19 protein-coding genes and 1 pseudogene are annotated in these 25,860 nt (G+C 66.7%); 8 read left to right on the top strand and 12 right to left on the bottom strand.

What is annotated here, in order from left to right; all coding sequences use genetic code 11:
- Nucleotides 1-2: 2 nt before the first annotated feature.
- The gene (locus tag HDC96_RS13210) at nucleotides 3-1,130 is read right to left on the bottom strand and encodes a type 1 glutamine amidotransferase domain-containing protein (RefSeq protein WP_179460364.1); all 1,128 of its coding nucleotides are present in this window, start codon (nucleotides 1,128-1,130) and stop codon (nucleotides 3-5) included.
- Between the two features lie 190 nt (nucleotides 1,131-1,320).
- Here HDC96_RS13210 and HDC96_RS13205 point away from each other — a divergent pair, with 190 nt between their 5' ends.
- The gene (locus tag HDC96_RS13205) at nucleotides 1,321-2,181 is read left to right on the top strand and encodes a PA4780 family RIO1-like protein kinase (protein WP_179460363.1); all 861 of its coding nucleotides are present in this window, start codon (nucleotides 1,321-1,323) and stop codon (nucleotides 2,179-2,181) included.
- A 95-nt stretch (nucleotides 2,182-2,276) separates the two neighbouring features.
- Here the strand turns inward: HDC96_RS13205 and HDC96_RS13200 are convergent, their stop codons facing one another.
- Nucleotides 2,277-4,409, bottom strand: coding sequence for a methyl-accepting chemotaxis protein (locus HDC96_RS13200; RefSeq protein WP_179460362.1), 2,133 nt, complete (start codon nucleotides 4,407-4,409; stop codon nucleotides 2,277-2,279).
- Nucleotides 4,410-4,611: 202 nt separating this feature from the next.
- On the opposite strand from HDC96_RS13200, the gene HDC96_RS13195 reads away from it, so the two are divergent.
- Entirely contained in the window at nucleotides 4,612-5,589 is a 978-nt protein-coding gene (locus HDC96_RS13195) for a L,D-transpeptidase (RefSeq protein ID WP_179460361.1), read from the top strand.
- 3 nt (nucleotides 5,590-5,592) lie between these two features.
- Complete coding sequence (locus tag HDC96_RS13190) at nucleotides 5,593-6,288, top strand: M23 family metallopeptidase (protein ID WP_179460360.1); 696 nt, start codon at nucleotides 5,593-5,595, stop codon at nucleotides 6,286-6,288.
- Here HDC96_RS13190 and HDC96_RS13185 read toward each other — a convergent pair whose 3' ends face one another.
- The 5 genes from HDC96_RS13185 to hflK all read right to left on the bottom strand — a co-directional run bounded on the left by HDC96_RS13185 (nucleotide 6,289) and on the right by hflK (nucleotide 10,722).
- On the bottom strand, nucleotides 6,289-6,642 hold the full coding sequence (locus tag HDC96_RS13185; RefSeq protein WP_179460359.1) for a hypothetical protein: 354 nt from the start codon (nucleotides 6,640-6,642) through the stop codon (nucleotides 6,289-6,291).
- 193 nt (nucleotides 6,643-6,835) lie between these two features.
- On the bottom strand, nucleotides 6,836-8,128 hold the full coding sequence (locus tag HDC96_RS13180; protein WP_088432983.1) for an adenylosuccinate synthase: 1,293 nt from the start codon (nucleotides 8,126-8,128) through the stop codon (nucleotides 6,836-6,838).
- 357 nt (nucleotides 8,129-8,485) lie between these two features.
- Nucleotides 8,486-8,671, bottom strand: coding sequence for a DUF2065 family protein (locus tag HDC96_RS13175; RefSeq protein WP_179460358.1), 186 nt, complete (start codon nucleotides 8,669-8,671; stop codon nucleotides 8,486-8,488).
- Nucleotides 8,672-8,740: 69 nt separating this feature from the next.
- On the bottom strand, nucleotides 8,741-9,604 hold the full coding sequence (locus tag HDC96_RS13170; RefSeq protein ID WP_019186091.1) for a protease modulator HflC: 864 nt from the start codon (nucleotides 9,602-9,604) through the stop codon (nucleotides 8,741-8,743).
- A complete protein-coding gene (hflK, locus tag HDC96_RS13165) occupies nucleotides 9,601-10,722 on the bottom strand; it encodes an FtsH protease activity modulator HflK (RefSeq protein WP_179460357.1) in 1,122 nt (373 codons plus the stop codon). Before hflK ends, HDC96_RS13170 begins: the two co-directional genes overlap by 4 nt.
- A 221-nt stretch (nucleotides 10,723-10,943) precedes the next feature.
- Between hflK and HDC96_RS13160 the strand changes: the two genes are divergently transcribed.
- The gene (locus tag HDC96_RS13160; RefSeq protein WP_179460356.1) at nucleotides 10,944-11,939 is read left to right on the top strand and encodes a YhdH/YhfP family quinone oxidoreductase; all 996 of its coding nucleotides are present in this window, start codon (nucleotides 10,944-10,946) and stop codon (nucleotides 11,937-11,939) included.
- An 89-nt stretch (nucleotides 11,940-12,028) separates the two neighbouring features.
- A complete protein-coding gene (pilH, locus tag HDC96_RS13155; protein ID WP_179460355.1) occupies nucleotides 12,029-12,412 on the top strand; it encodes a twitching motility response regulator PilH in 384 nt (127 codons plus the stop codon).
- Between the two features lie 133 nt (nucleotides 12,413-12,545).
- Here the strand turns inward: pilH and HDC96_RS13150 are convergent, their stop codons facing one another.
- A complete protein-coding gene (locus tag HDC96_RS13150) occupies nucleotides 12,546-13,442 on the bottom strand; it encodes a DnaJ C-terminal domain-containing protein (protein ID WP_179460354.1) in 897 nt (298 codons plus the stop codon).
- A 251-nt stretch (nucleotides 13,443-13,693) separates the two neighbouring features.
- On the opposite strand from HDC96_RS13150, the gene HDC96_RS13145 reads away from it, so the two are divergent.
- Nucleotides 13,694-14,176 (top strand): peroxiredoxin, encoded by a 483-nt coding sequence (locus HDC96_RS13145; protein WP_179460353.1) that lies wholly within the window; start codon nucleotides 13,694-13,696, stop codon nucleotides 14,174-14,176.
- Between the two features lie 29 nt (nucleotides 14,177-14,205).
- Nucleotides 14,206-14,790 (top strand): ferritin-like domain-containing protein, encoded by a 585-nt coding sequence (locus tag HDC96_RS13140; RefSeq protein ID WP_179460352.1) that lies wholly within the window; start codon nucleotides 14,206-14,208, stop codon nucleotides 14,788-14,790.
- A gap of 158 nt (nucleotides 14,791-14,948) precedes the next feature.
- On the opposite strand, the gene pbpC is transcribed toward HDC96_RS13140, so the two are convergent.
- From pbpC to HDC96_RS18400, 4 genes and pseudogenes are all read right to left on the bottom strand, one after another.
- Nucleotides 14,949-17,324: a penicillin-binding protein 1C gene (gene pbpC / locus HDC96_RS13135; RefSeq protein WP_179460351.1), complete on the bottom strand. Its 2,376-nt coding sequence runs from the start codon at nucleotides 17,322-17,324 to the stop codon at nucleotides 14,949-14,951.
- A 53-nt stretch (nucleotides 17,325-17,377) separates the two neighbouring features.
- Nucleotides 17,378-22,297, bottom strand: a complete 4,920-nt coding sequence (locus tag HDC96_RS13130) for an alpha-2-macroglobulin (protein WP_179460350.1) — start codon at nucleotides 22,295-22,297, stop codon at nucleotides 17,378-17,380.
- Nucleotides 22,298-22,428: 131 nt separating this feature from the next.
- Nucleotides 22,429-23,886 (bottom strand): bifunctional 2-methylcitrate dehydratase/aconitate hydratase, encoded by a 1,458-nt coding sequence (locus HDC96_RS13125; protein ID WP_179460349.1) that lies wholly within the window; start codon nucleotides 23,884-23,886, stop codon nucleotides 22,429-22,431.
- A 20-nt stretch (nucleotides 23,887-23,906) separates the two neighbouring features.
- Nucleotides 23,907-24,002, bottom strand: a pseudogene (locus tag HDC96_RS18400) (PrpF domain-containing protein); the annotation flags it as partial.
- A gap of 332 nt (nucleotides 24,003-24,334) precedes the next feature.
- On the opposite strand from HDC96_RS18400, the gene HDC96_RS13120 reads away from it, so the two are divergent.
- Complete coding sequence (locus HDC96_RS13120) at nucleotides 24,335-25,669, top strand: ATP-binding protein (protein ID WP_179460348.1); 1,335 nt, start codon at nucleotides 24,335-24,337, stop codon at nucleotides 25,667-25,669.
- Nucleotides 25,670-25,860: the final 191 nt, after the last annotated feature.

Raw genomic sequence — 25,860 nt, 5'->3', positions numbered from 1 at the left:
GGTCAGCCTTCGATCGTGGCCTTGAGCTGCTTAGCTTCGGCCATGTCCGGGTGGGATTCCAGCAGTTTGCCGAGCACGCTGCGTGCCTGCGCCACCTCGCCCAACCGCCAATGTGCCTGCGCGATGCCCAGCGGCAGCTGCGGCTCGCTCATGTAGGGCGCAGCCAACTGCATGATCGCCAGCGCATCACGCACCGCGGCATCGTCCTGCGCGGCCTGCAACTGGTAGTAGCCGAGCACCCCGATCAACTGGTCGTGATAGCCGGTGCGGTCGCTGGCCAGCGTGCGCCTGACCGCGTCGCCCTCGCCGTCGAGCAGGCGCTGCACCAGCGCCATGCTGGCTTCATCGCGCCACGGGGTGCGGGCGACCGGGGTGCGACCGATGGCGCGCACGATCGCTTCGGCGACCGCCGGCGTGGAGTACGGGTTCTGCCCGGTGATCAGCCGACCGTCCACCACCAGCTTGGGCATCATCAGCGGCGCCTGCTCCCAGTACGCACCGCGCTCGCGCAGCGCGGTTTCCAGCAGGAACGGGAACTCCTTCGCCCAGCGTTTGCCGAACACGCCCTCCTCCGCGTTGGTGAAGCCGGTCATGCGGCGCCCGGCGACCAGCCGTGATCCGTCCGCCTGCCGCACCTCCACCAGCGCCGCCGGGCCATGGCAGACCGCCGCGACCACGCCGCCGCGGTCGTGCACCGTGCCCAGCAGAGCGCGCAGTGCGCCATCGGTGGGCAGGTCGAACATCGCGCCCTTGCCGCCGACCACGTAGACCGCTGCGTAGTCGGCCGCGCTGAGCGTCGCGGTGGCGCGGGTATCGGCCAGCAGCGCGGTCGCCGCCGGATCGGCCAGGACGCGCGCGTTGAACGGTTCCTTCGGATCGAACTTGTCGGCTTCCACCGGCCCGCCACGCGGGCTGGCGACCTGCACGGCCAGGCCGTTGTCGCGGAAGATCAGGTAGGCCTGGGCGAACTCGTCCATCTCGAAGCCAGGCCGGGTCTTGCCGTGATCGCGTCCTTCGCCGCTGACCACGATCAGCACCGTATCGGACGCCGCGGGGCGAGCGTGCAGTGTCGGGATGGCCAGCAGCAGGGCCAGGGCGGCGCCGGTGCGGCGCAGCAGGGACAGCATCATGAGCGGCACTCCTTGGGAAGTGACCCCAGCCTGCCGCGCGGATGTGAAGCAGATTTCAAGCCGCCCCCGGCGTGCACACAGCTGAACAACCCGGCCGCCGGGCGCCGTGTCGATGGCTCCCTCGGCCCGAAGATGCGAAAATCCCTCCCCCTCCAGGGCAGGCCCCGCGCCCGCCGATTCCCGAGATACCGTGAAGACCCCCCAAGGCTTGCAGGCGCTGATCGACGACGGCGTGATCGATGAAGTGCTCCGCCCGCTCAAGAGCGGCAAGGAAGCAGCGGTATACGTGGTCCGCAGCGGCGACGATGTGCGCTGCGCCAAGGTCTACAAGGACATGGCCCAGCGCAGCTTCCAGCAGCGCGTGCAGTACCAGGAAGGCCGCAAGGTCCGTGGCAGCCGCGAAGCGCGCGCCGTGGGCAAGGCCAGCAATTACGGCCGCAAGCAGCAGGAAGCGGCCTGGAAGAACACCGAGGTCGATGCGCTGTACCAGCTGCGCGATGCCGGCGTGCGCGTGCCCGAGCCGTATGGCTATTTCCATGGCGTGCTGGTGATGGAACTGGTCACCGATGCCGAGGGCTATTCCGCCGCGCGCCTGGGCGAGGTCGAACTGAGCCCGGAACAGGCCCGGGAGTTCCACCAGATCCTGGTCCGCCAGGTCGTGCGCATGTTGTGCTGTGGCCTGATCCACGGCGATCTGTCGCCGTACAACGTGCTGGTCGGCCCGGAAGGCCCGGTCGTGATCGATTTCCCGCAGGTGGTCAGCGCGGCAGGCAACAATGCCGCACGCACGATGCTGCTGCGCGACGTCAACAACCTCACCGCCTACCTCGGCCGCTGGGCGCCGGAACTGCTGGAGACCTGGTACGGCGAGGAGATGTGGGCGCTGTTCGAGGCCGGCGATCTGCTCCCGGACAGCGTGCTGACCGGCACGTTCGAGCAGGATGAAAGCACCATCGACCTGGACGGCGTGCGCCATGCCATCAACGATGCGCGCGAAGAAGCGCTGATCCGCCAGCAGGGTCGCGAAGCCGCCGAAGAAAACGACGACTGAGCGAGGTGCGCGCCGCTGCGTCGGCCGGCCGGATCGACATGAGAAAAGCCCCGCCGACGCGGGGCTTTTCTGTCCTGCTCAGCGCTCAGGTGCCGTCACGCGGCCTGCAGTGACGCCGGGCGACGCAGGCCTGTAGTAGGGTCCTCCAGCGTGAACACCGCCACCGATTCGGTCAGTGCGTGGGCCTGCTGCTCGAGCGCGCGGCTGGCCGCGGTGGCTTCTTCCACCAGCGCCGCGTTCTGCTGGGTCACCTGGTCCATCTGCACGACCACCTGGTTGACCTGCTCGATGCCGGCAGCCTGTTCCTTGGTCGCCGCGGCAATGTCGCTCATCAGCTGATTGGTGCGCGAGCTGGCCTGGGTCAGGCGGGCGATCGCCGCTTCGGACTGCACGGTGACGCTCAGCCCGGTCTTGACCTTGCTGCTGGACTCATCGATCAGGTCCTTGATCTCCTTGGCCGCCGTGCCGGCGCGCTGCGCCAGCGTGCGTACCTCCGTGGCCACCACCGCGAAGCCGCGGCCGTTCTCACCGGCACGGGCCGCTTCGACGGCCGCGTTCAGGGCGAGGATGTTGGTCTGGAAGGCGATGCCGTCGATCACCGAGGAAATCTCTCCGATACGCGCCGAGGACTGGTCGATCTCGCTCATCACCGCGGCCATCTGCGCGATCGCCTGCTCGGTCGCCTTGACCGCCGCACCCGCCGCATGGGCTTCATGGTCGGCCTGGTTGGCCAGCTCGGCGTTCTGCCGGACCGTGGAGGTCAGCTCCTCCATCGAGGCCGCCGCTTCTTCCAGGTTGGCTGCCTGCTGCTCGGTACGGCGCGACAGGTCATTGTGGCCCGCCGCCAGTTCCTGCGCGGCATCGTTGATGCTGCCGGCCGCGCCCTGGATCTGCTGCACGATGCCGGTCAGCTGCACTGCGGTGACGTTGGCATCGTCGCGCATCTGCGCAAAGACACCTTCGTACCGGCCGTCCATGCGCGAAGTCAGGTCGCCGGTGGAAATCGCGCGCAGTACCTGCGACAGGTCCGCGATGCTGGCCTGCGAGCTGGCCATCATCCCGTTGAGCTGGGCGACCATCGCGCGGAACTGGAACTGGAACGTCGGCTCGTCGCCGCGCACGGAGAAGTCGCCGGCGCGGGCGGCCGAGGCCAGTGTCTCGATCTGCTGGTTGATCGCCATCAGGCTGGCCTTGACGGTGGCCATGGTGGTGGTCAGCACGGCCTTCTCGCCCGGGTAGCTGTCCAGATCGCGGCTGAGGTCGCCGATGGCGTAGCGCTGCATCACCTCGACCATATGGAACTCGACGGCCACGTGCGAACCGACCAGCTCGTTGGTGGCGCGGATCATCCGGCCGAAATCACCCGGGAAGGCCGTTTCGTCCATGCGATGGCTGATGGCACCGGCCTCATGCTGGCGGGCCATGTCCAGCTGCGCGGTGATCGCGCCCTGGACGCTCTGGCGGACCGTGGCCATCGCGTTGCCGAGCTGGGTGATCTCATCGCGGCCGCCCAGATGGACGTCATGGGCCAGATCACCCTTGGCCATCCGGGTGGCCAGGCCGACGGCGCGGGCCAGCGGACCGGTGAGGCTGCGGCCAATCAGCACGGAGGCGGCGATGCCGACCACCAGCGCGATCGCGCCCAGCACCAGCAGCTGCAGCAGGGTCCGCTCGCCCAGCCGGATCGCTTCGGCAGCGGCCTCGCGGCTTTCCTTTTCTTCGTAGACCACGCCATCGCTGAGCGCCTGGTTCCAGCCATTGGCAGCGGCCTGCACGGCGCCCAGGGTGAGGGCCGTGGCAGCGGCAAAATCGCCCTGCTGCAGCTGTTCGCTCATCTGCTTGTTGAGCGGACGCGCCACCGCGCGGGCGGCCGCGATGGCGTCGCCGACAGCCTTGTCTTCCGGCTGCGCGGGCAAGGCCTGGTAGGCAGCCCAGCTGGCTTCATAGCGCGCGACCAGCGCGGCGATGCGCGCCTCATCCCCGGCCAGACCGTCGCCCTGGCGGAGCAGCATCTCCCGGCGCACGACCATCATCTGGTTGTTGGCATCGAGCATGTCCGAGAGCAGCCGCACCTTGGCCACGTTGACCTCGACCACCTGCTGCATCGCGCGCTTCTGTACCGCACTCCCGGTGGCGCCGGTGGCGACCACGGCCGCGACCAGCAGCAACAACAGGCCAAAGCCCATACCTAGACGCCAGACAACGCTGACGTTCCGCAAAAATTCCATGAGACATCCGAAAAACGTGGGGGGTGGGCTGGTATCGGCGGCAGAGGCAGCGGCTTGACCGAGGGCCGTGAGCCCGCTGTGAATGGATTCACATAACGATGGGGTTGCCCCCCCATCGCCGCTCAGCCCCCCGTCATGCTTTTCACGGCAAGTGCGCACGCCCGGCAGGCATGGTGGAAACACGTATCCCCTGGAGTTGCCGATGTCCCTTCGCCTGCACCGAATCGCCCGCCTCACCGCGCTCGCCCTCGCCTTGGGGGCCTACTCCGGTTGGGCGGTCGCGCAGACGGCCCCCGCGCCCGCCGCGACCCCGGCAGCCGACGCGACGCCACTGGCGACCGGTCCACGTTCGGATCTGCATGCACAGGTGCTGCTGGACCGCGCCCATTTTTCTCCGGGGCAGATCGATGGCGAGGTGGGGTCCAATCAGAAGCGCGCCGTGTCCGGCTTCCAGGCCGCACACGGCATCAAGGTGACCGGCGAACTGGACGATGCCACCTGGCAGGCGCTGCAGCCGGATGCCGCGCCGCCGCTGGTGCGCTACACGCTCACCGCGGAGGACGTGGCCGGTCCGTTCCAGCCGGTGCCCAAGGGTCCGGCCGCGCAGGCCGAGCTGAAAACCCTGGGCTTCGGTTCGATCGAAGAAGCGCTGGGCGAGCGCTTCCATGCCTCCCCCGCGCTGTTGAAGACGCTCAATCCGGGCGTTGACCTGGGGAAGGCCGGCAGCGTGATCCAGGTGCCGAACATCGCGGCCGCCCCGCTGCCGAAGGCCAGCAAGCTGGTGATCGACAAATCCGACTCCACGCTGCGGCTGTTCGATGCGGACGGCAAGGTCTACGCGCAGTTCCCGGTGTCCTCGGGCAGCAAGCATGACCCGCTGCCGATCGGGAAATGGAAGATCCTGGGCATCTCCCGCGATCCCACCTTCCACTACAACCCCAAGCTTTTCTGGGACGCCAAGGCGGGCGACAGCAAGGCGGTCCTGCCGCCGGGCCCGAACAATCCGGTCGGCGTGGTCTGGATCGACATCTCCAAGCCCCACTACGGCCTGCACGGCACGCCCGAACCCGGCCATGTCGGCAAGACCGAATCGCACGGCTGTGTGCGCATGACCAACTGGGATGCGCTGCAGGTCGCCGCTGCGGTCGATGCCTCGGTGCCGGTCGTGATGCAGGAGTAAGCCATGAAGACCTTTCGACTGCTGGCAGTAGGATTGGTGATCGGCGTGGTCGGGTACTGGCTGCTGGGGCCGGGCCCCTCATCCCGGCTTGGCGCCGCCGAACCGGCCAAGGTGGGATCGGCCACCAGTTCGGCCCGCGCTGCGCTTGATGCCCCGGCGCCACCTACGCCGGCCACGACGCCGGTGCCCGCCGACACCTCAACCACACCGCCCGCGCCGGACGCGGGCGGTTCGACACCCGCACCGACAAGCGGCGCGGTGGGCGCGTTGCTGCTGCCCGTGCAGGGCGTCGGGGCCGATCAGCTGCAGGACACCTTCACCGATGCGCGCAGCGAAGGCCGCGTACATGATGCGATCGACATCCTGGCGCCGAACGGGACGCCGGTGCTGGCCGTCGCCGACGGGACGGTGGAGAAACTGTTCGACAGCGTGCGGGGCGGTCTGACGGTGTACCAGTTCGAGCCGAGCGGCCGCTACTGCTACTACTACGCGCATCTGGACCGCTACGCCGATGGGCTGGCCGAGAAGAAGACGATCAAGCGCGGTGAGGTGATCGGCTATGTCGGCAGCACCGGCAACGCGAGTCCGGAGGCGCCCCACCTGCATTTCGAGATCCATGTACTGGGTCCGGAAAAGCAGTGGTGGAAAGGCGAATCGATCAATCCGTATCCGGTGCTGAAGGGACAGCAGGCGCTCTGATCAACGCGCGCCGGGGGATGCGTCCCGGATCGCCCGCGCCAGTTGCCAGGCGCGACCGCGCAGTGCATCCAGGCGCTCATTGAGTTCACCCGCGTCTGCGCGCCACTGGAAGTGGCCATTGCTGTAATCCAGGCCCAACGCAACATCATTGAACGACCCCATGCCGCCATAGGCGCGCAGCACGCTCTCCGGCGCGCCTGGATCGCCCTGCTCAAGCTGGGTGATGACCCGCTGCATCCAGTCGGCCCAGTGGGTTTCCCCGTCGCCGCGCAACAGCGCCTCAAGTTCGGACACCACCGCATGCAACGCGCGGTCCGCGCTGCTCATGCCGGTGGCCACGTGATCGTCAGACACCCTGCCGCCCCTGCTGATTGGTGAGGCTGCACAGCATGCCATGGCCCCGCGCTGGCGGGCGGGGTCACTGTGGTCCGATGGCCGCGGGCAACCCGTAGAACTACTCGCGCGAATACGAAAAAGCCCCGCTTGCGCGGGGCTCTCTCTTACTGCTCCACACAATGCCGGGCAGAGCCCGGCACTACGCGCCTGATCAGGCGAACGGATCCTGCAGGACCATGGTGTGGTCGCGGTCCGGGCCGGTCGAGACGATGCTGACCGGGCAACCGGCCAGCTCTTCCAGCGCGCGCAGGTAAGCGCGGGCGGCCGGCGGCAGGTCGTCCCAGTTGGTGATGCCGTGGGTGTTCTCGGTCCAGCCCGGGAACTCCAGATACACCGGCGTGCATTCTTCCCAGCCCTGCGCGTCCAGCGGGGCGTACTCGGTACGCTTGCCGCGGTATTCGTAGGCGATGCAGACCTTCAGCTTTTCCATGCCGTCGAGCACGTCCAGCTTGGTGATGCACAGGCCGCTGATGCCGTTGATGGCCACGGCGCGCTTGAGCGCGACGATGTCCATCCAGCCGCAGCGACGCGGGCGGCCGGTCGAGGCACCGTACTCGGCGCCACGGTCGCGGATGCCCTGGCCGACTTCATCGTCCAGCTCGGTCGGGAACGGGCCACCGCCGACGCGGGTCGCATAGGCCTTGGCGATACCCAGCACGTAGTCGATCGCATCGGCGCCCACGCCGGCACCGGCCAGTGCGCCACCGACGGTGGTGTTGGAGCTGGTGACGTACGGGTAGGTGCCGTGGTCGATGTCCAGCAGCGCGCCCTGGGCGCCTTCGAACAGCACGCGCTTACCCTGCTTGCGCAGGTCGTGCAGGATGCCGGCGACGTCGGACTTCATCGGCTCGACGTACTCGCCGAAGGCCAGTGCTTCGTCGTAGGTCTTCTGGAAGTCGACCGCGTCGGTCTTGAGGTAATTGGTCAGCACGAAGTTGTGGTAATCCAGCGCGGTGCGCAGGAGTTCTTCCAGCTGGGCCGGGTAATGCAGGTCGGCGATGCGGATGCCGCGACGCGCCACCTTGTCTTCGTACGCCGGGCCGATGCCACGGCCGGTGGTGCCGATCGCCTTGCCGCCGGCAGCGCGTTCGCGCGCCTGGTCCAGGGCGATGTGGTACGGCATGATCAGCGGCGCGGCCGGGGAGATCTTCAGGCGCGAACGCACTTCCACGCCGGAGGTTTCCAGCTCGGCGATTTCCTTCTGCAGCGCGGCCGGCGAGATCACCACGCCGTTGCCGATCAGGCACAGCGCGTCTTCACGCAGGATGCCCGACGGAATCAGGTGCAGCACGGTCTTCTTGCCATTGATGACCAGCGTGTGGCCGGCATTGTGGCCGCCCTGGAAGCGCACGACAGCGCCGATTTCCTCGGTGAGCAGATCGACGATCTTGCCCTTGCCTTCATCGCCCCACTGGGCACCCAACACGACAACTGACTGACCCATGACGGGTAACTCCTGGTTTTTGTGCGGCCATCGGGGCCGCGGGTTTGGGACCATGTCGGGGTGGCCGATCAGCGCGGGGTGGCGGGCTCCAGCGGGGAGCGCGCCGACGCTGGGGTACCCAGACACGGAAAAAGCCGGACGAGTGACTCTGAAACAGAGTGCCCGTCCGGCTTTTGTGCATTATCCGGGTTTCCGGTGGCCGCTGCCACCCCGGCCGCGGGCGGACTTCACCGGCCGGTCAGGACCGCCTCCAAGGCGTTGGTAGTGCCGGCCGCTGGCCGGCTCCCGGGATGGCCTGGAGCCGGCCAGCGGCCGGCACTACCGGAACAGGCCATGGCGGAGCCCACAGGCATCCGCTCAATGCTTCAACCACCACAACGTGGTCAGCCCGGCCAGCAGGATCACCCCGCCCCAGGCACGCAGGGCGCTTCTGCGCAGCATCAGCAGCTGCTCGGCCATCCGCTTCCAGGCCAACGGGGCGGCAAACAGGAACAGGCCTTCGAGCACGGCGACCAGGCACAGGGCCGAGAACAGATCTTTCATGACATCTCCACAAACAAAACGGGGACCCGGTCTGCACCGGGTCCCCGTGGATGACGACCGCCTGCGGCCTCAGCGATCGCTCTTGAGGTACTGCAGGAACGGGTCGTTCTTGTCGAGCACGATCACGCCGTTGCCGTCGGTCATGGAGCCACGGTAGGCCTCCAGGCTGCGGTAGAAGGCGTAGAACGACGGGTCGGCCGAACCGGCCTTGCCGTAGATGCGGGCGGCGTCGGCATCGCCGGCACCACGCAGCTGCTGGGCATCACGCTCGGCTTCGGCCACGATCACGGTGCTCTCGCGGTCGGCCTGGGCACGGATGGTCAGCGACTGCTCCTCACCCTCGGCGCGCAGCTTGGCGGCTTCCTGCTTACGCTGGGCGCGCATGCGTTCGTACACATCGTTGATCACCTGGCTGTCGGTCGGCAGGTCGATCTGCTTGATGCGCAGGTCGATGATCTGCATGCCGAGCGCCTTGACCGACTCGTTGATGCCGGTCAGCTGGTTGGCGATCAGTTCGCTGCGATCCCCGGACACCAGCTGCTGCAACGAACGCGAGTTGATCTGGTTGCGCAGGGAGTCGGTGATGATCGGGGCCAGGCGGGCATTCGCCACGCGGGCATCGCCGCCGGTCGCACGGAAATACGCGCGCACGTCGGAGATGTAACCGATCGCGAAGAAGTCGACGCTGACGTCCTTCTGCTCGGCGGTGAAGTAACGCGCCGGGGCGGTGTCGAGCACCTGGAAGCGGCGATCGAACACGCGCACCGTTTCCACCAGCGGCACCTTGAAGTGCAGGCCCGGCTTGATGTCCGCACGGACCACCTTGCCCAGGTTCAACACCATCGCGGTCTGGTCCTCACGGACCACGTAGACCGAACCCAGCAGGCCGAGCAGGACCGCTACGGCCAGACCAATCCACAGTGAACTTCTCATCGGCTGCCCTCCTCACGACCGGTCGGGCGCGTCGTCGGACGCTCCGCATTGCGAACGCCATCGACGGCCGTGCTGGCAGGCAGCGACGGCAGCATGACTTCCGGGGTCACCGCCGGAGCGGCATTGGTGCTGGTGCGGGTGTCGCCCGGCATCGGCACGTAGATCAGCTGGCGGCCATCGCCACCGATGATCTTGCGGTTCTCCGACAGCACCTTCTGCACCGTCTCCAGCCACAGGCGCTTGCGCGTGACTTCCGGGGCGTCCTTGTACTGGGCCTGCAGCAGGCTGAAGCGCGAGGCATCACCCTCGGCCTTGGCGACCACGGCCTGCTTGTAGCCTTCGGCGGTGGTACGGGCCCGCGAGGCCTGGCCGCGCGCTTCCGGGACCACCTTGGCCGCGTAGGCCTGGGCTTCGTTGATCAGACGCTCCTTGACCTGCTGGGCACCGTTGACCTCATCGAAGGCCGGCTTGACCTCCTCGGGCGGGCGGGCATCGGGCAGGGTCAGACCGGTCACCGACAGACCGGTGCGGTAACTGCCGAGCGAGGCCTGCAGGCGCTCTTCGGCGGCCACGGCCAGCGGGCCACGGTTGTTCAGCACGTTGTTGAGGTCCGCACGACCGACCTGCTCACGCACGGCACTCTGCGCGGTCTGTTCCAGCACCTGGTCGGCATCGACCGAGCCGAACAGATACAGGCGCGGATCGTCGATGCGGTACTGGACGTTGAGCGAGACGTTGACGATGTTCTCGTCACGGGTCAGGACCGGCACCTGGCTGCTGAACGTCTTGATCTCGGTGGCATTGACCTTGGTCACCGATTCCAGCGGCCACGGCAGCTTGAAGTTCGGGCCAGGCTGCAGGATGCGATGGAACTGACCGAAGCGCAGCACGACGCCGCGTTGCTGTTCGCCGATCAGCTGGAAGCTGGAGAACAGCAGCAGCAACACCGCAGCCACTGCGACCCACCGCAGGATGCCGCCATCGAACAGGTCTTTCAGCGGACCGGGCAAACCGCCCCAACCGCCGCCATTGCCGCCACCGCGAGGACCGAACGGCCCACGTCGATTCTCGTCGGGGCCTTGTCCGCCCTTGTTGCCGCCGGGTGTATTCCAGGCCATGCACGCTCCATCAAGGTAAGGTTGCCTGCGGGCCATTCCCGCACCGTCAACCGTTAAAACGTTAAATCGCTGTCGATTCTACTAGATGGGGCAGATCGACAGGATTGGAAGGGGTCACGCATCTCGGGGAACGATTCATAACCGCCTCCGCGAAGGTCCGTGAGGGTCCCCGCGCGCCGGAGCAGCGGGTAAGGTGGTGGTTTCCCCCGTCAGGCATCTTCATGGCAATTCCCGACCGGTTCAACGCTTTCCGCATCCACCAGGACGATACCGGCTACCACGCCGGGCTGGAACCGATCGGCCTGGACCAGCTCACCCCGGGCGAGGTGGTGATCCGCGCGCACTGGTCCTCGGTCAACTACAAGGATGCATTGGCCGGCACCGGCAAGGGCAAAATACTGCGCCGCTTCCCGCTGGTCGGCGGCATCGACGTGGCCGGCACCGTGGTCGCCTCGACCGATCCGGCCTGCCGCGAGGGCGATGCGGTACTGGCCACCGGCTGCGGGCTGAGCGAGACCCGCGATGGCGGCTACAGCCCGTATGTGCGCCTGGCCGCCAGCGCGGTGATCCCGCAGCCGACCGGACTGACCCCGCGTGAGGCGATGATCCTGGGCACGGCCGGCTTCACCGCTGCGCTGGCCCTGGTGCGGATGCTGGACAACCGGCAGACCCCCGCCCACGGGCCGCTGGCCGTGACCGGGGCGACCGGCGGGGTCGGCTCGCTGGCGGTGGACATCTTCACCCGGGCCGGTTTCGAGGTGCATGCGATCAGCGGCAAGACCGACCAGGCCGACTACCTGCGCGGACTGGGGGCCCGCGAGGTCCTGCCGCGGGACGTGCTGGCGACCACCCGGCCGATGGAATCGGCGCGCTTCGGCGGCGGCCTGGACAATGCCGGCGGCGCGATGCTGACCAGCCTGCTGGCCCAGACCGTGCCCTACGGCTCGGTCGTCAGTGCCGGGCTGGCCGCGAGCCCGGCGCTGGACATGACGGTCATGCCCTTCATCATCCGCGGCGTGTCGCTGATCGGTGTGTCGTCCTCCAGCGCACCGCGCGATCTGCGCGAAGCAGTCTGGGCGAAGCTGGGCGGCGCGTGGAAACCGGCGCATCTGGAGACGATCTGCACGGGCGAAGTCGGGCTGGATGGCCTGCCGGCAGCGTTCGATGCCCTGCTCGCAGGCGGCAACCACGGCCGCACGGTGGTACGAATCGACTGAGCGTGGCAGCCGGGCGACGGACGGCACGTCCGGCGCTTCACGACGGTGCGAGGCCCGCACTACACTGCGGGCATCACACGGGGAACAACATGGCACGCATTCTGATCGTCGACGATTCACCGTCGCAGCTGTTGGGGATACAGCGGATCGTCGAAAAACTCGGGCACGACATCCTGACCGCCACCGATGGCGCGGCCGGGGTGGAAGCGGCCAAGGCCGAGCTGCCCGATCTGGTGCTGATGGACGTGGTGATGCCCAACCTCAATGGTTTCCAGGCGACCCGTACGCTGGCACGCGATGCCTCGACCAAGCACATCCCGGTGATCCTGGTGACCACCAAGGACCAGGACACCGACCGCATGTGGGGCATGCGGCAGGGCGCCAAGGCCTACATCACCAAGCCGTTCTCCGAGGACGAGCTGTCCGAGGTGCTGGAGCGCGTTTTCAGCCACCAGGAACCGCCGACGGCGTGAGCCGATGGCACGATGAGCCGACCAACGGTCGGCTTCTACCGCGAAGGCAATCGCGACCGACCCGGTAGATACCGACCGTTGGTCGGTACGCAACGATTCCTGGTACGCCGTTGCATCCGGCGTACCGCCTGCCTCACACCTTCTCGCCGAACGCCTCGGCCAGCGCCTTGTAAGCCTTCTTCTGCGCCTCGTCGGTCGGCGCCGGCGCGATGATCTCCAGTTCCACGATCTGGTCGCCATCCGGATTGCCCGGCAGGCCGCGGCCGCGCAGGCGCAGCTTGCGGCCCGCGTCGGACTCGGCCGGCACCTTCAAGTCCACCGCACCGCCCAGGGTCGGCACGCTGATGCTGGTCCCCAGCGCGGCCTGCCACGGGGTGACCTGCAGGGTGTACAGGATGTTGCGCCCGTCCACCTCGAACTGGGGGTGTTCGGCGTATTCAACTTCCAGCAGCAGGTTGCCACCGCCGGTGCCCTGCCCGGTCAGGCGGATCACCTGGCCCGGGCGGATGCCCTTGGGCACGCGCACATCCAGCTGCTTGCCGCCCACGTTGATGCGCAGGCTGTCGCCCTGGTAGGCGGCTTCCAGCGGCACCGACAGCTTGGCGCGGGTGTCGCGGGTGGGCTGCGGGCCCTGGCTGGCGCCGCCGAATCCGCTGGCGCGGCCGCCACCGCCGCCCCGCTGGCGCGCGAACAGGCTTTCGAAGAAGTCGCTGAAGCCGCCGCCGCCGGCGCCGCCCCCGAACACCTCTTCAAAATCGTAGCCCTGCCCACCGCCATAGTTCGGCGGGGTGTGGAACTCTTCGCCGGGCCGGTAGCCCTGCGCCTTTAGCTGGTCATAGGCCGCGCGCTTCTGCGGGTCGCGCAGCGCCTCGTAAGCCTCGTTGACCGCCTTGAATTTGTCCTCCGCCCCCGCTTCCTTGCTCACATCCGGGTGGTACTTGCGCGCCAGGCGGCGGTAAGCGGTCTTGATCTCAGCATCGCCCGCGGTGGGTTCCACCCCGAGCGTGGCGTAGTAATCCTTGAATTCCATCCAAACACCTCGACTAAGTTCGGCCACCCGCGTGGGCGGGCGCCGTCCGCGCAATTCTAGCCGCTGCGGACCGGCCCACCGTGACGCCGGGCGCGAATGATCCTGCGCAATGCGGCGGACATCCCGACCGGCTACGCTGCCCCCGGTAGCCCGCCTCTCCCGCTCCAGATGGGTCTGCACGTCCGGTTTTCAACGTGTTGACATGGCCATCCCATGCCCCTCACTACCCTGCCTGTGTCCAAGGAGTCCGCATGACCATCCACGTAGGCGACCGCATTCCCGAAGTCACCCTCAAGCGCATCCGCGAGGGCATGGAGACCATCGATACCCATGCCCTGTTCGATGCGCGCAAGGCGGTGCTGTTCGGCGTGCCCGGCGCATTCACCCCGACCTGTTCGGCCGGGCACCTGCCCGGCTTCATCGAACAGTTCCCCGCGTTCCGCCACCGCGGCATCGAAGTGTTCTGCATGGCGGTCAACGATCCGTTCGTGATGAAGGCCTGGGGCGAGAGCCAGCAGGTGCCCGACGGCCTGCAGCTGTTGTCCGACGGCAATGGGGAGTTCACCCGGGCCCTCGGCCTGGAGATGGATGCCAGCAGCTCCGGGATGGGCATCCGCTCGCGCCGCTTCGCGCTGTACGTCGAAGACGGTGTCGTGCGCGAAACCTTCATCGAGGAACCCGGAAAATTCGAGGTGTCTTCGGCGCAGTACGTGCTGGAGCATCTCCCCCGCTAGACCCACGCAACAGAGGAATCCGGCCAGCCATGTCCAAGCCAGCCAAGAACACCCCCGATACCGCCCCGAACACCGCCCGGCCGCCGGGCATCAGCGATACCGCCACCCTGCGCGCCAAGGCCCGCAAGGACATCGAAGACGGCGCGATCACCGACAGCTACAGCGCCGACCGCAAGGCGGTGATCAAGCTGCTCAACGATGCGCTCGCCACCGAATACGTGTGCGTGCTGCGCTACTACCGCCATTACTTCATGGCCAAGGGCATGCTCGCCGATTCGATCAAGGCCGAGTTCCTGGAGCACGCACAGCAGGAGCAGGCGCACGCCGGCAAGCTGGCAGAACGCATCGTGCAGCTCGGCGGCGAGCCGGATCTCAATCCGGATACGCTCACCGCACGTTCGCATGCCGAGTACAAGGAAGGCAGCGACCTGCGCGACATGGTCCGCGAGAACCTGATTGCCGAGCGCATCGCGATCGACAGCTACCGCGAGATGATCAACTTCGTCGGCGACAAGGACACCACGACCAAGCGCATCCTCGAAGAAATCCTCGCGCAGGAAGAAGAGCACGCCGACGAATTCGCCGACCTGCTGGACGGCTGGATCGGCGAGTAGTGCCGGCCGCTGGCCGGCTCCTCGCAGAATCCGAACGCACGGGTAGTGCCGGCCGCTGGCCGGCTCCAAGGTGTCCTGCCGGCCAGCGACCGGCACTACCGTTCATGGTGTGATGCCGGCCAGCGGCCGGCACTACCAGCGTCTGCGCAGACGTAACGTCAGCGCAGGATCCGGAACCGGACCTGCGTCCACGCACCATCGGCGGCCAATGCGGTCAGCGTGTGCTCGCCCACCTCATCGAAATCGCGCTGGAACAGCCGCGCGCCTTCGGTGCGGGCGATCCAGCGGTCATCCAGCAGCCAGTCCACCGTGGTCTCATTGCCCAGCGCCCGCAGTTGCAGGCGCACGCCGTGTTCGGCATTCGGCGCGCGTGCGAGGGTGGCGCGGTCGTTCAGCCCCTCGATGTGCAGGGTGCCGCCACTGTCGCGGCCGTCCGCGCTGCAATCCGGCGACAGCGCCGGCAGTTGCGAGGCCTGGCGCTGCGCCTGCGGCAGCCACGGCGACAACAACGCCGGCCAGCGTGCGATCTCGCGCGACTCCGCCTCATGCGGCCGGCTGCACTCCGGCGACAGCCGCAGCCCCGTGCGCGCATCCACCTGGAAGCGCTGCAGCCCCGGCTGCCACAGCCGCGCATCGCGCTCGGCGAAGGTCGGCGGCACGACACCGTCCAGCACGAACGCCGGCATCCGCCGCTGGCACAGAGCGGGCGCTGTCTGCTCCGCCAGACCCCCGGTCGGCCAGCAGATATCGGCCTGCGCCACGCTCGCCGGCATCGGCGCCGCACTGGCATCGCCGGCCTGGCGCGGCAGACTGTCGATCACCTCGAACATCAGCGGCAACGCGGTCACCGCGCCGTACTGCCCGGGCAGCGGCGTGCCATCCGGGCGCCCGACCCAGACGCCTACCGTGTAGTGCCGCGTCGTGCCTATCGCCCAGGCATCGCGGTAGCCGTAGCTGGTGCCGGTCTTCCAGGCCGCGCGCGGGCGGCCGGTGACGTCGAAGGTGCCCGCGCCATACCCCGGGCGGGGATTGGATTCGAGCATCTCGCGGGTGATCCAGGCCGCGCCCGGTGACATCAGGCGACGCTCGATCACCGCATCCTCGGTGGTGTACCGCACCCGCCCGGCGATGCCGTTGCGGTTGAACGCGGCAAAGGTACCGACCAGATCCTCCAGCCGCGCGCCGGTACCGCCCAGTATCAGCGACAGGTTCGGCGCACTGCCGTGCGGAAAGCGCAGGTTGATGCCCGCATGCGAGAGGCGTGCCGCGAAGCGCGCCGAGCCGACCCGGTCCAGCAGGTCCACGGCCGGCACGTTGAGCGACAACCGCAGCGCCGTGGCCACACTGACGGGCCCGTTGAAAGCCGCATCGAAGTTGCCCGGCCGGTAACCGCCGAAACTCTGCGGCGCATCCACCATCAGGCTTTCCGAATGGATCAGGCCATCATCCAGCGCCATGCCGTACAGGAACGGTTTCAGCGTCGAGCCCGGCGAGCGCCAGGCCTGGACCATGTCGACATGGCCGAGCCGCTGCTTGTCGCCGAAGGCGACCGAGCCGACATAGGCACGCGCCTCCAGCGTGCGGTTGTCCACCACCAGCAGCGCGGCCGAGGTGCGCTCGGGCAACTGCGAGAAGTACGACGACACGCGTTCTTCCAGCGTGCGCTGCAGGCCGATATCCAGCGTGCTCTCGATCCGCGCGACCCGCGGCTGCGCCGAGCGCAGGCGCTGGGCCAGCAACGCCGCATGCAGCGGGGGCTGCAGGGCACGGGTGACCACCGGCTCGATGCGCGCATCGTCGACCTCCTCGCGTGACCACACGTCGAGCGACACCATCCGCTCCAGCACCTTGTCGCGCGCACGTTGCGCCGCCTCCGGGTGACGGTCCGGACGCAGCCGGCTGGGCGACTGCGGCAGAACCGCCAGCAACGCCGCCTCGGCATGCGACAGCTGCGAGGCCGGCTTGCCCAGATACGCCCAGCTCGCCGCCTCGACGCCTTCGATGGTGCCGCCGTACGGCGCGCGCTCCAGATACAGCGCCAGGATCTGCGCCTTGCTCAGGTGCACTTCCAACTGCACCGCGCGCAGCAACTGCTTGGCCTTGCCCCACGGCGTGCGCGTATGCGGATCGAGGATGCGGGCGACCTGCATGGTCAGGGTCGAGCCGCCGGAGACGATCCGCTGTTCGAACAGCCATTGCTTGCCGGCGCGCAGCAGCCCCCACGGATTGATGCCCGGGTGCCGCCAGAACCAGCGGTCTTCGTAATTCAACAGCGCCTGCAGGTACAGCGGCGAGACGCTGTCGGCGGAGGCCGGATAGCGCCACACCCCGTCCGCATCGGCGAACGCACGCAGCGGCGTGCCATCGCGCGCGACCACCAGGGTGCTGGTGTCGCGTTGCCTGGGCAGCGGGGGCGGGAACGCAAGATCCAGCACCAGCAGCAGCGCGAGCACCGCCGCCGTGCCCCAACGCAGGCAGGGCAGCACGTTGCGTCGCACGGAGGCCCACGACCGTTTGGAAAAAAGAGACGTCATGTCCATTCAGCAGCGAGGCAGGCGGGCCGTCATCGCGACGGCCCGCCCTGCGATCAGGGCTGCACCACGGTCAGCGAGGCCGGGAGACTGCGACCCACGCCGCGCAGGTCGGGACGGTACATGTCCTCCACCAGCGGCGGCGGCACGCGATACGTGCCCGGCGTGACCGCACGCACCAGGTAGAACACCTTGGCGGTGCTGCCACGCGAGAGTTTCAGCGCGGCCACATAGCGGTCGTCGCGGAACTCTTCGTGCTTGATGTTGGCCGCATCGCCACGATCGTTGACGCTCAACCCGTCGACGACGACATCGGCCCACTGTTTGGCATCGCCCAGGTTGAAGTTCTCGATCTCCAGCCCGGCCGGCAGCAGATCGGTCAACAGTGCATCGGGCATGTCCACGTTCGGGGTGACGCTGACCCGCACGATCAGGGCCTCGCCTTCCTTCAGCGGACGCGGCGTCCACGGCTTGCCGTCGGTGGTGTACCAGCTGCGCTCCACGCCCAGCGTGCGGCTGTCCGGTTCCGGCGGGTTGCGCGGAATGCCGGCCACTTCCAGGCTGGCGAACATCGGCGGCTCCCCCTGCGGGGTGAAGCGCACGCCCTTGGCCAGCGCGGCGTAGTCGAAGCTGCGGCCGAACATGCGGCGCGCCGAGATGCTCTCGCTCTCGCCACCGACCACCAGCTCGCCGGACACCAGCTTCTTCTGGTTGGCCGACAGCGCCTTGCCCATGCGCGCCAGCGCCACCTGCTCCTGGGTGCTCAGCCACATCCAGCCGCTGTTGCGGCGGGCATCCAGCGCGCGGCCGAGATCGACCGCGCGTGCATCGTAGGCCGGCTTGGACAGCTTGCGTTCGTGCAGCAGCGCGATCATCAACGCGTCATCGCGCACCGCGCTGCCGTAATCGCCGAAGTAGGCCGGACGGTCGTCGGCGCTCTTGGCAAAGCCGGCGGCAATGGCCGCATCACCGCGCTTGTGATCGCCCTGCAGGGACAGCGCGATGCCCAGGTGCACCAGCGACAGGCCGGTCAGCGACTTGCTGCGTTCGTTGTCATACAGCGCACGCAGGGTACCCAGCGGCGCGCGGTTGACCCGGGCCAGCACGTAGCCCGAATAGGCCTGGTTGGCGAACTTCAGGTTCTCTCGGCGGTCCTCGCCATAGAACTGGTTGCCACCGGACAGCAGGTCTTCGCTCAGGCGGTTCAGCGCCTTCTGCAGCACGTTGTCCGGTACCGCGAAGCCGGCATCCTTGGCATCGAGCAGGAACTCGGCGATGTACGGCGTCAGCCACGGATTGATGTAGCCGTCGTCGCCCCACATCGAGAAGTTGCCGTTGGCGACCTGCATCGAGGCCAGGCGGCCGAACGCACCTTCCATGCGCTCGCGGCGGGTCTTGGCATCCAGCCCGTCCGCACCGAGCATGGCCGAGGTCGCTTCATCCAGCATCAGCGCGGCATAGCCCTTGCTGGTGGTCTGCTCGGCGCAGCCATACGGATAGTTGAGCGCGCCGTTCAAGGCACTGGCGAACGGAATCGGCGGCAGCGCGCTGACCAGCATGCGTGCGGTCACCGAGTCGTTCATCAGGCCGTCGGCCAGCCCGGCTTCCATCGTGACGGCGGCCAGCGGATCCAGCGTGCGGGTCTGTGCGCGCAGCACCTGCGGCCACGCCGCACGGACCGGCAGGTCATAGCGGCGATCGACCTTGAAACCGTTGCCGTCCACGCGTACGCGGACCTTGGCTACTGTGTAACCCTCGCGCGCGGTCAGCGGGAAGCTCAGCGTGCTCTTCGCATCGGCATTGAGCTTGAGCGTGCGGCTGGAGTCGCCCAGGGTCAGCGGCCCGATGCCATCCACCTGCACCTTGAACTCGCCCGGCGTGCCGGTGAAGTTCTGCACGTCCAGGGTCACCGTGCTGGTGTCGCCGGGCGCCATCACGCGCGGCATGCTGGCTTCGGCCAGGATCGGCGCGCGCACCACGGTCTCCACATCGCGCTTGCCGTACTGGTCATCGGCATAGACCAGCGCCGACACGCGCAGGGTGCCGTTGAAATCCGGCACCTTCAGCGCGATCCGCGCGATGCCCTTGGCATCGAGCTTCACCGGGCCGGAGAACAGATCCACCGTCTGCACGCGCGCGGTCGGACGCTTGGCCTGCGGCATCGCGGCCAGGGCCATGTCGCCACCGAACTTCAGCTTGCCGCTGCTGCCGTCGAAGCTTTCGATCACGCGGCTGTAGATGTCATACGCATCCACGCCCAGGCGGCGCTGCGCGAAGAAGTGCGCGGCGGCATCGGGAACCGGGAAGCGGGTGATGTTGAGGATGCCCACATCCACTGCCGAGACCGTCACATGCGCGACCTTGCCGGCCAGCTGCGGGGCACTGACGGTGACCGGCAGCGTCTGCTCCGGGCGCATCTGCTTCGGTGCCACCAGGCCGACCGCGATCTGGCGGGCCTTGCGGTCCATCGGCACATGCACCACGCCGACCGCACGGGCCGGGGTGATCTTGCTCGGCGCACTGCCACCACGGAACACCAGCGCGGTGATGTAGACGTCATGGCGTTCCCACTCGGCCGTGACCGGAATGTCGTAGGTGCTGCCTGGCTTGGCGTCGATGTCCTGGACGTAGAGCATCTTGTCGCTCTCGACCATCAGCACGCCCTTGCCGGCATGCGGCGGGGTCACGGTGACGCGCACGGTATCGCCGGCCTTGTAGCCGGTCTTGTCCAGCGCCAGCTTGACCTTGTCCGGGCGCGCATCCAGGCCGCGGTTGTCGTCATTCCAGCTCCAGCCGGCATTGAACGGATAGCGGCTGGTCAGCCCGGTGGCCGGGTCGAACACGTCCAGCCGGTACTCGCCCCACTCCACCGGAAAATCAACACCGACCGCCGCGCTGCCGGCATCGACGGTGCGGGTGTCCTTGTTCTCGAAGCGACGGGTGAAGTCGTAATCCCAGCGGTTGTCGTTGAAGGTCCAGTGGTAATCGCGCAGCTCGCGCACCAGCGTGACCTTCAGGCCCTTGGTCGGCTGCGGCTTGCCCGCCGCGTCCACGCGCATCAGTTCGAAGCGCGCGTTGCTGTTGGCATCCGCGCCATCCTTGGGGTCGAACAGTGGGCGCACGCCGACCAGGGCCGCGGCCGGCCACATCACCCGCTTCAGGGTGCGGGTCACGGTGCGGCCACCGGTTTCATACACGCTGCCGGACAGCACCACGGCGATCGGTGCGGTCGGCTTGACCTCGGCCGGCAGCTCCACGTCCTGGCGCAGCGTGCCGTCGGCCGGGAACTCGGTATCGATGACGTCGCGCGCCTCGCGCGGCAGCGCGGTGGTCGGATCGCCGAAGAAATAGCCCGGCAGCGACTCCACCGGCGACTGCTCGGCCGCCACCGCCAGGCGTGCGGCAAAGCGGTTGCCGTCGGCCGGCGCGCCGTACAGGTACGCGGCGTCGGCCTGCAGCTTGAGCGGCTCGCCCGGCTTGAGCGTCTTCTGTGCGCTGTCCAGGTCCAGCTTCATGCGCTCGGGCAGGAACTCCTCGATGCGCAGGGTCATGCCCTGGATCGCTTCCTTGCTGGCCGGATTGGTGCGGAACTCCACCTGCCAGCGCCCGGTCGGGGCCTCGGCCGGGATCAGTTGCTCGAAGCTGAAGTAGCCCTGCTCGCCCGGGGTCAGGCGGGTCTCGCGGAAGGTCTTGCCGTCCGGCTGCTTCAGGCGCAGGAAGACGGGCTGTGGCTTCACCGGCTTGCCGTCGTTGTCGCGCAGCAGCGCGGAAATGCGCACGGTCTCGCCGGGGCGGTACAGGTCGCGGCCCGACCAGGTGAACACGTCGAACCAGGCATTGTCGCGCCCGGCCACGGCGAACTCGCTCAGGTCCAGCGCGGGCTGGTTGAACGGCAGCATCGAGGTATCGCCGCCACTGCTGGCGATCAGCACATGGCTGGCATCCAGCGTGTAATTGAGCAGCGCATTGCCGTTGCCGTCGGTCGCGCCCTTGAGCACCACCTCGCCCTTGCCATCCAGGATGCGCAGCTCGATCTTCTTCAGCGACGCCCCGCTCTGCAGCGAGGCCGTGTGCACGAACAGCTTGTCCTTGTAGGCGCGCGTATGCAGGCCGATGTCGCTGACGGTGAAGAAGGCGGTGTCGTACTCACCTTCGAACGAACCGCTGCGCTTCATCACCGCGAAATACAGGCCGGGCTGCTGCAGCTCCTTGATGTCCTGCGTCGGCAGGTAGGTGAGCACGCGCTCGTTCTGCTTGCCGCCGATCACGAAGCGGTTCACGTAGACCGGCTCGGCCAGCTGCGACATCGGCGTCTTGTCGCCGTAATCGCTGTCCAGCTCCCAGCTGCCGCGGCGGCCGCCACGCTGGTACTGGCTGAAGAAGTTCGGCAGTTCCTTTTCGCGCACGCGCAGGAACTCCACGTCCACTTCCGGCACATTGACCGACACCACCGGCAGGCCGCGGCTGTCCTTGGCCGGCAGCACGCTGCCCTGCGAGGCGAACCCGGCCACCGGCTTGAGCTCACCGGTAAAGACTTTCTGGCGCAGCTCCTTGCCGATCCGGCTGCCATCGGCGGCAAGCAGGTCGGGCGAGACGATCAGCGCGTATTCCTTGGCCGCCTCCACGAACGGATAGCGCAGGGTCTTGCCGTCATCGGACAGCGACCAGCTGCTGTCCTCGGTCCCGACCTTCTCGGCGAACCGGACCAGCGTGTCGAAGTCCTGGGTGCCGACCAGCGGGCGCGAGAACTCCAGCGCCAGCGACAGGCCGTCGCTCTTCTGATCGGGGTAGGCCCGGACCAGGGTGAACTCGGTGACCGCCTCGGCCTTGGCCGTGATCGGCGCGCCGGACGGTGCCGGCAGCTGGCCGCTGTCGTTGCGCTTGCAGCCCCCGACGCCGATGGCCAGGCCGGCGACCAGCGCCAGGCCCGCGATTCCCTTCCAGCTCCACTGCCCGAACCGACTGCGGCTAGCCATGACGTCACTCCTTGAACAAGGCCGCCAGTATACGGGCCGTCCCCGCTCGTTCGCGGGCGACCCCGGGCGATCCGGGCGTCATGGGTGGCCGGCAGGGCCACCGCGAAGGGCAGCCGACCAGCGGTCGGCGTCTACCCGGCCACGTAGAGGTCGACATACTCGTGCACTGGCATCGCCTCCAGCGCCACCGGGTCCAGTGACGCCTCCAGGATCCGGCGCTGCTGCACGGTCGGGAACACCCCGGCCAGGTGCCGGCGGAACTTGTCCTCCAGCAGCGGGATTCCCTCGGCGCGGCGGCGGGCATGGCCCAGCGGGTACTCGACCACCGCGTCCATCGTGCCGCCATCGGTGAAGGTCACCTGCAGCGCGTTGGCGATGCTGCGCTTGTCCGGGTCGATGTAATCCGCGGTGAACCGGGGATCTTCCACGCAGGTGATCTTCGCCCGCAGCGGATCGATGCGCGGATCGGCCGCCACGTCGTCCTCGTAATCCTCGGCGACCAGGCGGCCGAAGATCAGCCCGATCGCCACCATGTACTGCACGCAGTGGTCGCGGTCGGCCGGATTATGCAGCGGGCCGGGTTTGTCGATGATGCGCAGGCAGGCCTGCTGGGTGCGCAGGGTGATCTGCGCGATGTCTTCGCTGCGCTTGCCGCTGGCGCGCATCTGCGCGTGCAGCTGCATCGCCGCCTCGACCGCGGTCTGGCCATGGAACTCGGCCGGATAGCTGATCTTGAACAGTACGTTTTCCATCACGTAGCTGCCGTAAGGCCGCTGGAAGCGGAACGGCTGCCCGCCGAAGGACACATCGTAGAAGCCCCAGGTCGGCGCGGTCAGCGCACTGGGATAGCCCATCTCCCCGGCCGCGGCCATCAGCGACAGGCGCACTGCACGGCTGGTGGCATCACCGGCCGCCCAGCTCTTGCGCGAGCCGGTGTTGGGCGCGTGCCGGTAGGTGCGCAGCGACTGCCCATCGACCCAGGCCAGCGACAGCGCATTGAGCATGCGCTCGCGATCCAGGCCCAGCATGTGCGAGACAACTGCGGTGGAGGCGACCTTGACCAGCACCACGTGATCCAGCCCGACCCGGTTGAACGCATTCTCCAGCGCCAGGCAGCCCTGGATCTCATGGGCCTTGACCATCGCGGCCAGCACATCGCGCATGGTCAGCGGCGCCCGGCGCAGCGCCTCGGCATTGCGGCTGAGCCAGTCGGCGGTGGCGAGGATGCCGCCGAGGTTGTCGGAGGGATGGCCCCACTCCGCCGCCAACCAGGTGTCGTTGAAGTCCAGCCAGCGGATCATCGCGCCGATGTTGAAGGCGCCCTGCACCGGATCGAGCTCGAAGCGGGTGCCGGGTACGCGTGCGCCATTGATCACCCGCATGCCGGGCACCAGCGGTCCGAGCAGCTTGCTGCAGGCCGGGAACGAGAGCGCCGCCAGCCCGCAGCCCAGCGTATCGATCAGGCAGTGCCGCGCGGTGGTGTACGCCTGCGGCGAGCTGACCTGGTAGTCGCGGACGTAATCGACGATGTCGGTCAGGACCGTGTCCCATGGCGGGCGCTGGTTGCTGTGGCTGTCGTGACCGGACATCGCGATTCTCCTGTTGGGCATTACAAGGTAGTGGCAGGCACCCGTACCGCACCGTCCATCAATACGCGGGCGCTGCGGCTCATGATGGCCTTGGTGACCGTCCACTGACCGTCAACGACCCCAATTCCGGTTATCTGCAATTGAACGAGATCTAGCTGACCATCAGACTTCACCAAACTCTGCTAACCACCAGCGCGCCTAATCGGGCCCCGAGGGAAATCCTCCACATCCCTCAGCAGTGACAGAGAGCTTCATTAAAAATCACCAGTAGCGAAATATCGGAATGAACTGATCAGCTTCACCCGCGACCAGCCGACAGTATATTCTGCCACACCCCCCTGACAGGGCACGCACCGAGAACGGCAAGGCCGACTACCGATCCATACTGAGAAGAATTGACAGAGAAACGCCACTACCCGTAGCGCAACCCCGAGATATACAGGCACCCATGAGCATCATTGACTCAATCAGACTTAAGACTTGGGACAACTCCACCCGAACCATCCCGCTTACCCAATCGGATCAAACTACACTAAGGCAAAAGTACTCGACTACAGTCATCACCGGCCAGAACGGCTCACACAAAAGCTCGGCACTAAGGGCCATCGCTGAGCATCTCGTCAACCCATCACCGAACACTGAAAACAACGACCATATCCCACAGAGCAACCCACAGGTGTTGTGCGTATCAGGCTCTGCCGCCGACCGTTTCCCTCAAAAACAGGGACCAGGCGGAAGAATTACTACCTACGACACGCCCCGATACACATATATTGGACAGAGGGTTATGTCCAATCTTCTAAGCAAAAAGGCACCCATCGAACAAATGCTTCTGTTCGCCTTGGATCCAGCTAGGGCACATCGATTCCAGTGGAACTTCTTTTCTCAGGCGCATGAGTTTGCGGGCATACGAGCTGGCGCGGACATCTCAATTCGAAGACCGAAAAACAAAGATGAGAACATAGACACCCTCAAACGAGTGCAATCTGCATCTCAAGGGGTGACGACGACGAAGCCCCATCCTCGCCCCTTAGTTTCCGAACTCACTGCCAATTGGCTTCTTGACGAGTTCACCTATGATGAGTTCAGAGATCTCGACCATTTATTGCGCGAAAAGAGATTTGGCAATCTTAGAGTGAGACTTACACCTACCGGGAGCGAGTCAGAAGCCATCGACCCCAACGTCATCCGACTTGGGTTCCTCACAGACCTTTTAACCATAAATGAAGTAAATGTTCAGAAGGCCGACAGCTATAAGCTATCGGCGTTTGAACTGAGCTCTGGCGAGTTCCAAATGTACTCAACCCTACTTTCCATAGGCTTTGCGCTTGAGGAATACTCAGTACTTCTCATTGACGAGCCCGAGAATAGCCTCCACCCACAATGGCAACGATCCCTAATGAGCTCATTGTTCGATATTTGCGATACAGCAATGACGAACGGACAGATCATCGTTAGCACTCACTCGCCTCTAATCGTCGGATCTGCCAAGGATGGAAGCACCATCGTAGATCTTTCTCGTGACGGATTCAGCATAGAGACTGCGTCGTACGGCGCTTCGTCGGACGAGCTGCTATTAGCTCAATTTGGGGTAGGATCCAGCAGGAATCGCACCGTCGTTAACATCGTACAGTCAGCTGTATCTTTGTTTGAGGATGACAAGCTGGATAGCGAAGAGTTCAAGACACTACTACCCGAACTTCGTGCGGTTAGAGATTCACTCACCCAAGAAGACCCATTAATTCAGGTGATTGACGCATTAATGATCGAGGCTGAACAGTAATGCACATTGGATTTGAGTACATCCACCCTGAGCCAACGCTACCTCCGGGAATCGCCCCCGCAGATCTACTTACAGTCGACTGGTCATCCCAAACCAAGGCTGCGCTGGCATTCAAAACATCGCTCAGTCGCGCACTCAGGGTAGCTCAAGTTGGACGATGCTGCTACTGCAGGCGCGTGCTATATGATAAT

It is taken from the genome of Stenotrophomonas sp. JAI102 (assembly GCF_013409105.1).
GTDB lineage: Bacteria > Pseudomonadota > Gammaproteobacteria > Xanthomonadales > Xanthomonadaceae > Stenotrophomonas > Stenotrophomonas maltophilia_AA.
The sequence above is the reverse complement of the archived record's forward strand: the minus strand, read 5'-3'. Positions and strand labels throughout refer to the sequence as shown.

Coding starts and splice junctions, on each gene's coding strand:
- HDC96_RS13130 (WP_179460350.1), bottom strand. CDS start 22,297: ATGGCTAGCCGCAGTCGGTTCGGGCAGTGGAGCTGGAAGGGAATCGCG.
- pilH (WP_179460355.1), top strand. CDS start 12,029: ATGGCACGCATTCTGATCGTCGACGATTCACCGTCGCAGCTGTTGGGG.
- pbpC (WP_179460351.1), bottom strand. CDS start 17,324: ATGACGTCTCTTTTTTCCAAACGGTCGTGGGCCTCCGTGCGACGCAAC.
- HDC96_RS13120 (WP_179460348.1), top strand. CDS start 24,335: ATGAGCATCATTGACTCAATCAGACTTAAGACTTGGGACAACTCCACC.
- HDC96_RS13200 (WP_179460362.1), bottom strand. CDS start 4,409: ATGGAATTTTTGCGGAACGTCAGCGTTGTCTGGCGTCTAGGTATGGGC.
- HDC96_RS13190 (WP_179460360.1), top strand. CDS start 5,593: ATGAAGACCTTTCGACTGCTGGCAGTAGGATTGGTGATCGGCGTGGTC.
- HDC96_RS13140 (WP_179460352.1), top strand. CDS start 14,206: ATGTCCAAGCCAGCCAAGAACACCCCCGATACCGCCCCGAACACCGCC.
- HDC96_RS13170 (WP_019186091.1), bottom strand. CDS start 9,604: ATGAGAAGTTCACTGTGGATTGGTCTGGCCGTAGCGGTCCTGCTCGGC.
- hflK (WP_179460357.1), bottom strand. CDS start 10,722: ATGGCCTGGAATACACCCGGCGGCAACAAGGGCGGACAAGGCCCCGAC.
- HDC96_RS13195 (WP_179460361.1), top strand. CDS start 4,612: ATGTCCCTTCGCCTGCACCGAATCGCCCGCCTCACCGCGCTCGCCCTC.
- HDC96_RS13150 (WP_179460354.1), bottom strand. CDS start 13,442: ATGGAATTCAAGGATTACTACGCCACGCTCGGGGTGGAACCCACCGCG.
- HDC96_RS13175 (WP_179460358.1), bottom strand. CDS start 8,671: ATGAAAGATCTGTTCTCGGCCCTGTGCCTGGTCGCCGTGCTCGAAGGC.
- HDC96_RS13125 (WP_179460349.1), bottom strand. CDS start 23,886: ATGTCCGGTCACGACAGCCACAGCAACCAGCGCCCGCCATGGGACACG.
- HDC96_RS13145 (WP_179460353.1), top strand. CDS start 13,694: ATGACCATCCACGTAGGCGACCGCATTCCCGAAGTCACCCTCAAGCGC.
- HDC96_RS13210 (WP_179460364.1), bottom strand. CDS start 1,130: ATGATGCTGTCCCTGCTGCGCCGCACCGGCGCCGCCCTGGCCCTGCTG.
- HDC96_RS13160 (WP_179460356.1), top strand. CDS start 10,944: ATGGCAATTCCCGACCGGTTCAACGCTTTCCGCATCCACCAGGACGAT.
- HDC96_RS13180 (WP_088432983.1), bottom strand. CDS start 8,128: ATGGGTCAGTCAGTTGTCGTGTTGGGTGCCCAGTGGGGCGATGAAGGC.